Raw genomic sequence first — 11,733 nt, forward strand, 5'->3', positions numbered from 1 at the left:
ACAACATGGCGCTCACCCCGACCGTGGTGTTTCGAGGCAGCCCGCCTTCGGACACGCACCAGCCTGATCCGCTCGAAGTCGTCGAGCTGCTCGACGGAATGCAGGACAGCATCTCCCTGGGCCAGCCGCCATTTGCCAGCGTTGCAGCCATGAAGGCTGCGGCCAACCTTGTCGTCGGCCAGTTTGTCGAAACGGCTGGGTATGAGCGACCTGGTGACCATGGGGATGCGCGCTATCAGATCGTGGCCGCGGCCACCGGAACCGACGACGGCGGATCCTACATCGACCTACCTGGATCGAGCCTGCAAGCCAAACTGCTGCATGGCGCGCTGATTCGCGCCGAACAGTTCGGCGTTGTCCTGGACGTCGATGGGCACGCGCAGGAGCGCTCGGCGCAGTGGAATGCCGCTTTCGCTTATGCCGCATCGGTCGGAGATACCTATACCGGAGACGATGCCGAGGCGAGTGAGGTCATCGAGACTGGTGGCTACGAGTTCGAATGCCTGACGGATTTCCTGGCAAAGGACATGCTGTCTATGACCAACGGGTCGACGGCAGCGCGGGCCATGACGATCAAGTGGGCAGGGACCGTGATCGCGGTTGCGGGCGGCGGGCTCGAGGCGCACACCCATGAGCGCCCGATCCCGCTGGTGCATATGCGGCTGCGGGATTGCGTGGTGCATTGGCCCCGCCTCGAGTGCGAGATGCTCTGCGCAGGGATCAAGTGCAAGCAGGACCTTGCCAACCAGCACTTCGGCCTGAGGCTCAAAGGGTATCACCGCTACGGCCTGTGGCCGGTCCAGAACAACGACTCGACTTGGTTCGACTACATCATCAAGCAGTTCATCCGGGATCCGCTCTGGGTCCGGAACGGCGTCGATACGACCGACTGGGATGAGTGGAATGGCGATGCTGTCGTCATCACGACCAAGGACCGGCGGTTCATCGGCGGGCAGGTCGGATGGGGCGGCCCCTGTGTTCGCATCCTGGATTCGATGCCGACGAACACCGCTCAGCGGATCCCAGGCCAGAACTGCTACTGGTGCGGCTTGTCGGCCGCGCAGGGCTACGTGGACGGCGACAACGGCGGTGGCGACGATGTCTTCAGCGACATCCACATGATGCAGGGCCTGTCGAACACGGCTTTCCTTGATGAGGGGATCGCGCCCCGTTACGGCGTGTATGCCGACTACGATTTGACCAGCGGGCAAATGGTCTTCCGCAAAGTCGACAGCCCGATCGGAATTCTCAGCTTCTGCAAGGTCGGGAACCTGTCGAAGTTCCACCAGATCGACAACGACCAATGCATCCACTTGCTGTTCGGCGCTCAGATCGAATGCGAAGGCGAGCTGCCGGGGTCTCAGGCAGAGCCACTCTCCCTCAGCACCGATACCGGCACCTTGCTCGATCCGCGCATCCGGGTCTTTGCCTCCCGCGGCTCTGCTGGAGCGCAGCGCTATCCGTTCATGTCGTCGATGAAGCACCAGCGGCAGATGACGATTGCCTTCTACGACAACCCGGCGGAGATCTACTGGAACGGCTCTGCGCTGGTCGAGGCATCCACCAGCTGGAACGGCGACTTTGACGAATGGAACCGCCTCAATCGTGCGTCGGGATCCTACGCTGGTCAGGTCCAGTATCGCGGGCGCAGGGCGACGGCGGGCGCCTGGTCGCCGACAGTGAGCGCGGCGGGAGACTATTGGGTCATCCATGCTGCCGTGACGGTCAACCCCGGCGGGGTTGCGGCCGCAGATGGTCAGATCCTCTACGCGCTGACGGCCGCTCCAGCCAGCGCGGGAGATTGGCTGGTCGTGAATGCAAACAGCGCGCCAGTTCGCCAAACCTCGCGGTTCGCGACGAACGTCCAGCAGAGTACGATGAACCTCTACACGGGCGCTAAGGTGGCGGACCGTCCGCAGGTGACGGAAGTGTCCGTCACCGACGAATTCCTGCACCGGATGATGGCGGGCGGCGCTCAGGTCGATATGACGGTCGATGGCGCTTCGGCGGAGTTCAGGATCGAGGGGCCAAGTTTCCGCTTCGATGCTGGCGCGGGAGCGACGGACCTCCATCTCGGCGCGAACGCGAATGGCATCTCCGTCGAGAGCGGTGTCTGGTATCTGAAGGCTGGCGGAGTGCGCCAGTGGCGATCGACGACAGACGGTCACTTCCGTCCCGAGGTCGACAATGCTCAGAACCTCGGTGCGGCGAGCTACCGGATCGCCCGCCTCTTCGCAAAGCAGATCGATCTCGGGCTTGGCAGCGTTCAGATCCTGACTGGCGCGGGGAGCCCTGAGGGCGCGATCTCGGCCGTGGTCGGTTCACTCTATCTGCGGGACAACGGTGGGGTTGGGACGTCGCTTTACCTCAAGACAACCGGCAGCGGCAACACCGGCTGGGTAGCGATTGGAGCGCAGTATGTCACGGGGTCTTGGACGCCCGTGCTGTCAGATGCAGAGGCTGGCGGCAATCTGGCGACTCTTGGCGTTGCCGAGGGAAGATATACCCGGCACGGTAACATTGTTGAGTTCCAGTTCGCTGTCCAGAGCATCAACACGGCCGGCATGACCGGCGGGAATGAACTGCACATTCAAGGGCTGCCGTTCACCGTGGACAACCTTAATTCCAATGGCGGCCCTGGAACCGCTTGGATGAGCAATGTCATCTTCACGGAACTCCCAGTTCTTGTCCCGAAAGGCGGCACATCCGCGCTCAGGCTGCGCGAGAGCGTCAGCGGCGGAGCATCAACTACAGTTGCCGTTTCCCAACTGACCTCGGGCACGGCGTCGATCTGGGGCCGTGGCTCCTACAGGACAGCGTGAGGTCGGCCTGATGAACTTTCAGGAAATCAAGGACTGGTGGCCGATCATCATTGCCGCACTCGCCTTTGCCGCATGGCTTTTCCGCCTTGAATACCGGGCGACTGGCAACACCAAGGGCATCGCAGAGAACGCTGCGGAGATGGTGAAGATGGAGACTCGCTGGGAGAAGAGGCGCGCCGAGGATGAGGCTCGTCGTGAGAAGCAGCGGGCCGAGGACATGGCCTCCCGCCAGCGCGATTGGGACCAGATGAGCAACACGCTGCGCGAGATGCGGGCGGACATCAAGACGCTCCTGCAGAGGGACAAGTGATGAAGGTATCCGACAAGGGCCTGCTCGAGATCGCCGAGCACGAGGGTATCGTCCCGGCGCCATACCTCGACAGCAAAGGCATTTGGACCTACGGGATCGGCCACACGGCGGGCGCGGGCGGGCTGGACCCGCTCGAGCTGGACCGGGCCATGCCGTCGAACGTTGAGGCCGCAATCGGCCACGCGATCTCGGTCTTCCGCGAGGACATCGCCAAGGTCGAGCGCCGGATCGAAGCGGTGATCCGCGTGCCTCTGAAACAACATCAGATAGACGCCATCGCGTCCTGGGATCTGAACACCGGCGGGCTCACGTGGAAATCGGCCAGCGGCCAGCCGTGCCAGCTGGTGCGGCAGATCAACGCCGGTGACTTCTCGGGCGAGGGGTTCATGGGCTGGCAGAAGCCGAAGGAGATCATCAAGCGGCGCAAGGCCGAACGGGCGCTGTTCCGAACCGGCAACTACGACGCGAACGGCGACGACATCCCGGTCTGGCGGACGGACGGCAAGGGCAACCTCAAGGGTATCCTGCGGAGCTTCGACGGGGCCGACCTGCTGGCGCTGATGAATCGCAATGCCCCCAAGGCGCCGCCCGCGCGCGAGGTGCCGCCGCGTCCAGCGGTCACTGCGCCGGCAATCGTCCTTGGCGCCGGCGTGACCGCACTCGGGGCCGCATGGGCATTGGCCTGCAAGATCCCGTTCATCGCGTGGCTGTTCTCGAGCTGCGGCAACTGAAGGAGTCCCGACATGGGCGTCTACATCCGAATGATCATCTACGCGCTGGCGGCCAGTGCCGCGGCGCTCGGCATCGCCACCTATGACCCGGTGGCACAGACCATCACCTTCGACCTCAACAGTCTGTCGCTGCTTCTCGGCGGAGCGGTTGCCTATGTCGGCACCTTCGTCGCTGGGCGTGTGGCCAAGGCCAAGGGCGGCTCGTCGTGATCGCCTGGGCCGCCTTCGGCCTCTCCGCCGGCGCGACGGGCTGGATCATGTTCGGCTGGCCGGGCGTTCTCGGCGCGATGGCCGTGGCCGTCTGCGCGGCCGTCGCTGAGCTCTGCGGGGGCAAAATCTTCGCGGCGGCAGGGCGCTTCCTGCGCTCGCCTCTGGGCCGCTGGGCGCTGCTGGCGCTGGTGGTGGCCGCTTTCCTCGGCTGGTGGCGCTGGGATGCCTGGCGGGACGCGCGGCGCGCCCAGGAGCTGCGCGACTACCGGCAGCACATACAGACCCGTGAAAGGATAGACGATGCGATTTCTGATCCTCGCACTCCTGCCGATATCGCTGAGCGGCTGCGACGTCTCGCCCAATGAAGCCGCGATATGTGCGGGCACGTTGGCGGCTCGGAAGGCCCACGCGGCGGCTCTGCTGGTCGACGGTGGCCCGCGTTCACAGGACACGGGCGAGAGACTGCTGACCGGTATGAAGGCCGGGTGCGCGGAATGAAGGCGCTGGTCTTGTCGCTGGTGCTGGCGGCGGGGCAGGCAACCGCCCAGTCCAACTGCGCCGCACGCGACCTCGTCGTGGCAAACTTGGCCAAGAAATTCGGCGAGCGGCCGCAAGTTGTCGGCCTCGATGACCGTGGCGCCATCATGCAGGTCTTCGCTTCGCCCGAATCCGGGACCTGGACGGTGGCGCTGACCTGGCCGAACGGCCGCATGTGCCTGATCGCATCTGGATCCGCCCTCGAAGCAGCGCCGGCCGCAGCTGCAATCGATCTCAACCCTGAACCCTGAACCCCAAAGGATACAAGCGACATGTCCAGCTTTTCCGACTACCTCGAGAACGCGCTTCTCAACCACGTCTTCCGCAACACCGCGCTGACGTCGCCGACCAACGTCTACCTGGCGCTCTACACCGCCAATCCGACCGATGCCGGCGGCGGCACCGAGGTCACCGGCGGCGGCTACACCCGCCAGGCGATCACCTTCGGCGCGGCCTCGGGCGGCGCGATCTCGAACACGGCAGCGGTCGAGTTCACGGCCTCGGGCGCGTCGTTCGGCACCGTCACCGGCGTCGGGATCTTCGACGCTTCGTCCGGGGGCAACCTGCTCGCCTGGGATGCGATCACCTCGGCGGCCGTCGGCGACGGCGACACGCTGAGCTTTGCCATCGGCGACATCGATCTGTCGCTCGACTGATCCAGTGGCGTAATGGACCGGTTCGACGGGCAGAAGCTCGCCGAGGTGCAGACCGCCCTTGGGGGCGTGCATGTGCCTCGCGCGCCCTTGGCCCTCTTCCATTTTCTCTGGACGCGCCGCGGCACCGTCGTCGCCTGGGAGAGCCTGATCGACTTCATGGAGTCGACCTACTCGGGCTGGACCACGCTCGATATCCGCGACGTGCAGGGCTACCTGAAAAAAGTCCGCAGGGCCATCCGGGACCATGGCTGGCCCTGCAAGATCGAAACCTTCTACGGGATCGGCGTCAAGCTGACCGCCACAGATCCGAAATGGGGCGCTGAGATACCATGACCTGGAAAGCCGTATTTGAGACCGCGACCGGCAAGCTCCGCTCGGTGGGCACCGTCGTCGCCGATCCGCTCCCCGAGGGCCTGTCGGTTGTCGATCTCGCCGGTCGACCCGACGGGGCAATGCTCTGGAACGAGGCCACGCAGGCCTTCGATGTTCCGGCGCCCGCGCCGGTGCTGACCTGGAGCCGCACCGAGTTCCTCGAGCTCTTCACCGCCGCCGAGCGCCTGACGATCCGGGAGCTGACGAAGACCGTGCCTGCGATGGACGATTACCTGTTCATGGTGCAGACGGCGACCACGATCCGCTCTGATCACGCGCTGGTCACCGATGGCCTGGCGGCGCTGGTGGCTGGCGGCATCATCACGCAGGCGCGAGCTGATGCTATCGCGGCTGGGGAGAAGCCGTAATGGTCAAGCTCGACATCCAGCCGTTCGACACCGGAACGTCTCTGGCGGGGGTGCCTTTCTTCAGCTCCGCGAACTCGGATTTTTTCAACGAAACCACGGTGACATGGACTGAACTCGAGGACAGCACGGCCGAAGACTGGTCTGGCTTTTACGTCTCTGTTCTTTCCGGCAACCCCGGTTTTATGCACATTGCGACTGGGGCGGCATCCAGCGAAAGCAGGATCGCGACCGTGTTCCTCAACGGCGACATTTCTGGACGAATTCTCACCACCTTCGTCCCTATCCCAATTCCGGCAGGGACGCGGCTTTCTGCAGGTGGAGCTTTGTCCGGTTTTGGATACCCCAACGGTGTGCAACTCTACGGCGTCCCTGCCGCAGAGGCACCGAACATCGCGCCATTTGGGGTTATGGACTTCGGACCAATCAACCTTGACGTCACCGGGAACGACTTCACCTTTGGTGTTGTTCCCGCCACCCCCGCTGGGAACAACACCAAGGGGGCCTGGACCGAGATTTCGTTCTCGGGGACGTTCTCGACCCCGAACAATATCTTGAATGGCGACAGCCTCCCCTATGCCTACGACTACCTCGGGGTGACCATCGGTAAGGCGAACATCAGCAACGTCAACTACGACTGGCTCATCGATCTCGCTTACGGCCCGTCGGGGTCTGAGGTCCCCTTCGTCGAAAACCTGTTTGTTCCGGCGCGCGCGAACAACGCTTCCAGTGCGCTGACCGCAACGACGCTCTGGTTCCCTTGGGGCCGTCCTGCTGGGGACCGTATCTCGGCGCGCTGGCAGGCCTCGGATATCGGCACGATGGGGGCGCCGCGGATCTTCCTGCTTGGCCTGAGGCCCTAACCCATGTCGCTGCTGTTCTTCGCGCAGACGGCATCCGGGATCAGCGGGGCGGCCTCGATCGCGGCGACCTCCACGCTCTCCGTCACCGCGACGGTCACGCGCAGCCGGGCGGCCTCGATCGCGGCAACCTCCACGGTCAATGTCGTCGGGTCCGCTTCTAAGGCGCGCGCCGTCGGCATCGCTGCCAGCTCGTCGCTCGCCGCCTCTGCCTCGGTTCGCCGGCGCAGGGCCGTCGCCATTGCCGGCGTCTCGACAACATCGGCCTCTGGCGCCCTGACCCTGCGCCGGGCGGCGTCGATCTCGGCAAGCTCGACGGTTACGGCTGTCGCTCAGGCCGGGATACCGCGCGCGGTGGGCATCGCGGCGATCTCGACGGTCACGGCGACCGCCACGCGCACCCTGCGCCGTGCCGTCGCGATCGCCGGCGTCTCGTCGGTCTCGGTGGCCTCGGCCGGCAGTTCAGAGCGTGCAGTCGCCATCGCAGCGCAATCGAGCTTCGAGGCACTGGCGACACGACGGATTCGCCGCTCGGTCGCGATAGCAGGCACATCGAGCCTCGTTGTTTCGTTCAGCGGCAAGGTGGCCCGGTCGGTCCAGATCGGCGCAAATTCAGCGGTCTCGGCCGTGGCGGTGCGCACGATCCGCCGGTCGGTCGTCATCGCCGGCACAGCGACTGTATCGGTCGCGCAATCGGGCGGGAACGTCGTCATCCAGGCCATCGCGCCTGGTCTGTGGTTTGGGCAAAGAACCGTGCCCGCGACGTGGCGAGGAACGGTGGAGATCGACGGCATGTGGAAGGATATCGCGTAATGGCCGATGTTGCGAAGATCTGGGGCAAGGACAGCCTGAGCGTGCTGGTTCCGATTTCGGACCAGGAAAACGACCTGGCGCCGCTCGACCTATCCTCCGCGACCGTCGAGGCCGCCGCGCGGAAGACGAATGGCACCGGGGCGGTCTTTCCCGCGACCGCAACCATCCAGTCGCCGGCCACCGACGGCAAGGTCCTGGTGTCCTTCGCCCGAGAGACGTTTCTGGGTGCGCCGGGGTCATATACCTGCCAAGTGCGGGTCAGGATCGGGGATGATGCCGAGACGCCGTCGGAGTTCACGTTCACGGTGAGGCCGTCGATCGTCGCTGCGTAGGGAGGGGGCTGACGTAGCTCCGCTCTGGGCGGCGAATTTCTCGGGAGCGGCTGTGCGAGCCCAGCCAGCTTTTTGAGTGCCTACGTTTGAGCCGCGCGCAACGGGTATATGCCATTCACCCAAATCTCGTAGCGGCCTATGCCGTGTTCTGGCGGCCAAATGTGCCTCACGTCCATCACGGCGCTCACGAACACATTTTCCTCCGCTATCAGAAGTTGGAACGTCTTGGCATACATCAGATACTGGGCCACCGCTTCTACATCCAGATCTTCTTGTCTCGTCTCGCCGGCGGTGCCGGAGATTTCAAGACCTGCATACTGTCGGCCGGCTCCGAACAACGGAAGATCTAGCGACATTGAGACCCGCGTGAAGTCTGGTTCGGCAGGTGGCGATACTACAGTCACTTCACCTTGAAATGGTCCTTTAAACAAACCCTACTTCCCCCCCCCCCGTGGATGCCTGTCTCGAACTTCGTCGTCTCTGACTATAGTTGAGCGGGCGGCGATTCTGAACTGGTGCTTCGACCTATTAGTTGCCGATTCTCGCTAGCACCTGACGGCGCGTGCATTGCGGCTGGCGCGTCTATGGTCTCCACCCTAGGTCGTTCGCTGCGCATGAAAAGCAGATGAGGAGCGACATGCCCTGGCCATCGACCATACCGCCTGACCTGGCGCGCAACGTTGCGATCAACGCGTAGTGACCGGCGCCGTCTCAGCGCGAACGCCCTCGCGCGGGGCGCTATTTGTAAAGAGGACCACACCAACGATCAGGACAAGCGCGATTAGGATCGCGGGCGAAAGTTTTTCCATGAACGCACCGGCATAAGAATGTTTGGATCCGGTTAGCGCGCTGGGAGGGCAGAGAGTTGGCGTTTTTGGGGCGATGGTTGGGCGGGCCACTAGACTGACCGGCAGTGGTCGGGGTCGGCGAGTTCATGGTCGCCATTGTCGTCAGCGACGACGATCATGGCCCACTCTCGCCTGCTTGCACCCATGTAAGTGACTTCCGCGCCCTTGTAGTAGATGCGTTCGCCCGGATAGACCTCGTAGCCGTCCTGAAGTCTGGGCGAGGTGATTTCGTCATACTGCATGAGTGAGTCCCTCCAGTACCCCGGAACATACACCCAAATGGGGCGACGTGGTGGCGGCGTCGTTTTCGGCGGCGGAGGCCCGCGCACGCCGGCCGGCGTCCAGGATAAGTGGGCGATCGTGAAGGGGTGGCTCGATACGCACCAGGTGCCGGTGCCGGTGCCGGATCTACCGGTCGCGCCAGAGATGCGACAGATGCGCGAATGATCGCCTGATTAGCATAACCATGGCTTCGGCCAAGATCTGCTCAACCGCCGGTGACAGGTATCGGAGCATTGCGCGGCAACGATAGTCGGCCTAGTTTCTCAACCGGAAAGGGCGCTCCCCGGACATGCCACCCGAGCCCCAACGACGGTGGTTGTTCACCCCCTACAGTGTGCGCTCTTTCCATTACCGCCAGTTTTGTTTCCTTTGGCTCCGCGAACTGCTGATCGGTCAGGGCTATGCCGCGATTTTCTTGACCGCCTTGTGAACCAGGCGCAGCCGCCTGTCGGTGAAATCAAATTCTTCCATGTCAGGCACGATATCAGCAGTGACCTCTGGTCCGATCAGCTCCATGGTCCAGTCCGGGAAAGCCCGTTTGGCAATCTTCGCGACACCGAAAGGAACAACGTCGTCATGACGGCCATCCTCGACGATCCGAGCGAACACACTGGCCGTGGCCTCAACGGGGCCTTCAATCGTTTGCATGAAGTAGGTACCGTCGAACAAGAGGATACCGGTTACGCCGAGCTCATCATTTCGTTGTCGGCTCTCCTCTAGGATCGCCTGCAGCTGGCTGCTCGGCTCGCGCAGGCGAGCCAAACTTCGATAGGAAATGGTCATCAGTTCACTCATCCTGAGCCTCGTGCGTTTGAAGGGGGAAAAGCGGTGCAGATCCCACAACCCGGTGGTCTCCGCGCAGTATACGCATGTGGCGGGCCGCTTTGCGGCGCGCCTATTAAATGTGCGTCTAGGTCAAATCTTTTGCGTCGACCAGCCCTCGAAGCCGGTGTCGGCATAGTCTGGCGCATGCGATGTGTTGCAAATGCAACGTCGCCGATCCCTGCTCGGTTCCCGTCGAATGAAAGGTCCGCGGTAGTTTCGAGATCAGTGGGCGATCGTGAAGGAATGGCTCGAGAAGCACCAGGTGCCGGTGCCGGACCTGCCCGTGGCGCCGGAGATGCGACAGAGGCACGACTGATCGCCTGGTGCGGCTATGGTGCGGTTTCAGGCGGTTTGGTGCCGTTTCGAACCGGCCTCGGCCGGGCAAAAGCCGTTGGAAATCAGTGAAGCCGACCTCTGCCTGTGCCCTCCGAAGGCGGAGGTCTTTGTTCCAGCGCTCGGATTTTTCTCAAGGCAGAAAGTGTTTTGCGCCCTGAGTCGTGTCGTGCGAAGCTGAATTGAGGCAAGGAGCACGTCATGGGTCAGAACTCGAAAATCGAATGGACAACCCACACCTTCAATCCCTGGTGGGGGTGCACCAAGGTGTCCGAAGCGTGCAAGCACTGCTACGCAGAAAGCTGGGCAAAGCGCGTCGGTCAGAAAGTTTGGGGGCCATCTGTCGATCGGCGGACCTTCGGCGATGAGCATTGGAAGCAACCGCTTCGATGGAACAAGCTTGCCTCCGGCGGCGATACAAGACCGCGAGTGTTTTGCGCATCCATGGCCGACGTTTTTGAGGACCGCGAAGAGCTTTCGCCTTGGCGCGCCCGACTTTGGGAGTTGATCGACGACACACCACATTTGGACTGGCTTCTGCTCACAAAGAGGCCGCAGAACGTCGGGCGTCTAGCTGGCTGGGGCGGGGATTGGCCGGCAAATGTCTGGCTGGGAACTACGGTCGAACTTCAAGCTCGCGCGGACGAATTGCTTCCGCATCTGTCCCAAATACCGGCCAAGGTTAGGTTCATCTCCGCCGAACCACTCTTGGGACCACTGGAGATCAACGATTGGCTGAAGTCGTCGATCGATTGGGTGATAACTGGAGGCGAAAGCGGCCCAAAGGCTCGGCCGGCTTCACCAGCTTGGTTCCGAGATCTCCACATGCAGTGCATGCAGAATGAAGTCGCCTTTCACTTCAAGCAGTGGGGCGACTGGGCTCCTGGCGACGGCCTGAATCTTCTTGCCGCACGGGCAAAGCACAAAAAAATTGTTGCCGACGGAACAACGATGGTACGTGTTGGCAAGAAAGTTGCTGGTCGCGCGTTGGACGGAACTGAATGGGATCAACTGCCCGTGGCAAGGGCAAACTAGAAGGGCAGGCAGAGCTCTTCTCTGAAAGTGAAACCACCACCCGAAAGTTGCAAGGTGACTTCTTGGTGGATGGAGTTCGGATTCCGGAAAGGGGACTTGGCTTTCCGCCCGACCAGACCAACTCGAAAAGCAAGCTAATTGCCGAATACATCTCGCTTTTTCAGAAGGTGACGCGAGGTGGGCTGTACATAGATGGCTTCTCCGCGCCGCAAAGCCGAGAACACGAAGAGGCTTGGACTGCTCGGCGCGTCTTGGAAATCACGCCACCTCGCCTGCGAGTATTCTGGCTCTGCGACGCCGATCCGTCTGGCCTACTTCAGCTGAGGCGTCTGCGCGACGTCCACCGTAAGCGCCACGCCGATCCCCTCCTGCCGCGTTGAAGCTGGCTGTGCGAGTCCTGCT

General features: G+C 62.8%; 17 protein-coding genes. 14 read left to right on the forward strand and 3 right to left on the reverse strand.

Annotation, left to right across the window (positions count from 1 at the left end):
- The first annotated feature begins 5 nt into the window (after positions 1–5).
- From IE266_RS23840 to IE266_RS23895, 12 genes are all read left to right on the forward strand, one after another.
- Positions 6–2,822, forward strand: a complete 2,817-nt coding sequence (locus IE266_RS23840; RefSeq protein ID WP_189682644.1) for a hypothetical protein — start codon at positions 6–8, stop codon at positions 2,820–2,822.
- A gap of 10 nt (positions 2,823–2,832) precedes the next feature.
- Positions 2,833–3,132 (forward strand): hypothetical protein, encoded by a 300-nt coding sequence (locus IE266_RS23845; protein WP_189682645.1) that lies wholly within the window; start codon positions 2,833–2,835, stop codon positions 3,130–3,132.
- Positions 3,132–3,863, forward strand: a complete 732-nt coding sequence (locus IE266_RS23850; RefSeq protein WP_189682646.1) for a lysozyme — start codon at positions 3,132–3,134, stop codon at positions 3,861–3,863. The genes IE266_RS23845 and IE266_RS23850 overlap by 1 nt, the downstream gene beginning before the upstream one ends.
- Positions 3,864–3,875: 12 nt before the next feature.
- Positions 3,876–4,073 carry a hypothetical protein gene (locus tag IE266_RS23855; protein ID WP_189682647.1) on the forward strand — a complete coding sequence of 66 codons (198 nt, stop codon included), beginning with the start codon at positions 3,876–3,878 and terminating at the stop codon, positions 4,071–4,073.
- Positions 4,070–4,438 (forward strand): hypothetical protein, encoded by a 369-nt coding sequence (locus tag IE266_RS23860; protein ID WP_189682648.1) that lies wholly within the window; start codon positions 4,070–4,072, stop codon positions 4,436–4,438. The genes IE266_RS23855 and IE266_RS23860 overlap by 4 nt, the downstream gene beginning before the upstream one ends.
- 129 nt (positions 4,439–4,567) lie before the next feature.
- Positions 4,568–4,861: a hypothetical protein gene (locus IE266_RS23865; protein WP_189682649.1), complete on the forward strand. Its 294-nt coding sequence runs from the start codon at positions 4,568–4,570 to the stop codon at positions 4,859–4,861.
- A gap of 21 nt (positions 4,862–4,882) precedes the next feature.
- On the forward strand, positions 4,883–5,266 hold the full coding sequence (locus IE266_RS23870) for a phage tail fiber protein (RefSeq protein ID WP_189682650.1): 384 nt from the start codon (positions 4,883–4,885) through the stop codon (positions 5,264–5,266).
- 12 nt (positions 5,267–5,278) lie between these two features.
- Positions 5,279–5,599: a helix-turn-helix domain-containing protein gene (locus IE266_RS23875; protein WP_189682651.1), complete on the forward strand. Its 321-nt coding sequence runs from the start codon at positions 5,279–5,281 to the stop codon at positions 5,597–5,599.
- Positions 5,596–6,006: a hypothetical protein gene (locus IE266_RS23880; protein WP_189682652.1), complete on the forward strand. Its 411-nt coding sequence runs from the start codon at positions 5,596–5,598 to the stop codon at positions 6,004–6,006. The genes IE266_RS23875 and IE266_RS23880 overlap by 4 nt, the downstream gene beginning before the upstream one ends.
- Complete coding sequence (locus IE266_RS23885; RefSeq protein ID WP_189682653.1) at positions 6,006–6,866, forward strand: hypothetical protein; 861 nt, start codon at positions 6,006–6,008, stop codon at positions 6,864–6,866. Before IE266_RS23880 ends, IE266_RS23885 begins: the two co-directional genes overlap by 1 nt.
- A gap of 3 nt (positions 6,867–6,869) precedes the next feature.
- Entirely contained in the window at positions 6,870–7,676 is an 807-nt protein-coding gene (locus tag IE266_RS23890; RefSeq protein WP_189682654.1) for a hypothetical protein, read from the forward strand.
- A complete protein-coding gene (locus IE266_RS23895) occupies positions 7,676–8,008 on the forward strand; it encodes a hypothetical protein (RefSeq protein WP_189682655.1) in 333 nt (110 codons plus the stop codon). Before IE266_RS23890 ends, IE266_RS23895 begins: the two co-directional genes overlap by 1 nt.
- 80 nt (positions 8,009–8,088) lie before the next feature.
- On the opposite strand, the gene IE266_RS23900 is transcribed toward IE266_RS23895, so the two are convergent.
- From IE266_RS23900 to IE266_RS23910, 3 genes are all read right to left on the reverse strand, one after another.
- Positions 8,089–8,364, reverse strand: a complete 276-nt coding sequence (locus tag IE266_RS23900; protein WP_189682656.1) for a hypothetical protein — start codon at positions 8,362–8,364, stop codon at positions 8,089–8,091.
- A 542-nt stretch (positions 8,365–8,906) separates the two neighbouring features.
- Positions 8,907–9,098, reverse strand: coding sequence for a hypothetical protein (locus tag IE266_RS23905; RefSeq protein ID WP_189682657.1), 192 nt, complete (start codon positions 9,096–9,098; stop codon positions 8,907–8,909).
- Positions 9,099–9,537: 439 nt separating this feature from the next.
- The gene (locus tag IE266_RS23910; RefSeq protein ID WP_189682658.1) at positions 9,538–9,933 is read right to left on the reverse strand and encodes a BLUF domain-containing protein; all 396 of its coding nucleotides are present in this window, start codon (positions 9,931–9,933) and stop codon (positions 9,538–9,540) included.
- 564 nt (positions 9,934–10,497) lie between these two features.
- Here IE266_RS23910 and IE266_RS23915 point away from each other — a divergent pair.
- Positions 10,498–11,331: a DUF5131 family protein gene (locus IE266_RS23915; protein WP_189682659.1), complete on the forward strand. Its 834-nt coding sequence runs from the start codon at positions 10,498–10,500 to the stop codon at positions 11,329–11,331.
- Positions 11,298–11,711: a class I SAM-dependent methyltransferase gene (locus IE266_RS23920; RefSeq protein ID WP_189682660.1), complete on the forward strand. Its 414-nt coding sequence runs from the start codon at positions 11,298–11,300 to the stop codon at positions 11,709–11,711. The genes IE266_RS23915 and IE266_RS23920 overlap by 34 nt, the downstream gene beginning before the upstream one ends.
- Positions 11,712–11,733 lie beyond the last annotated feature (22 nt).

This window comes from Seohaeicola zhoushanensis (assembly GCF_014656415.1).
In the GTDB taxonomy this organism is placed as follows: Bacteria; Pseudomonadota; Alphaproteobacteria; order Rhodobacterales; family Rhodobacteraceae; genus Seohaeicola_A; species Seohaeicola_A zhoushanensis.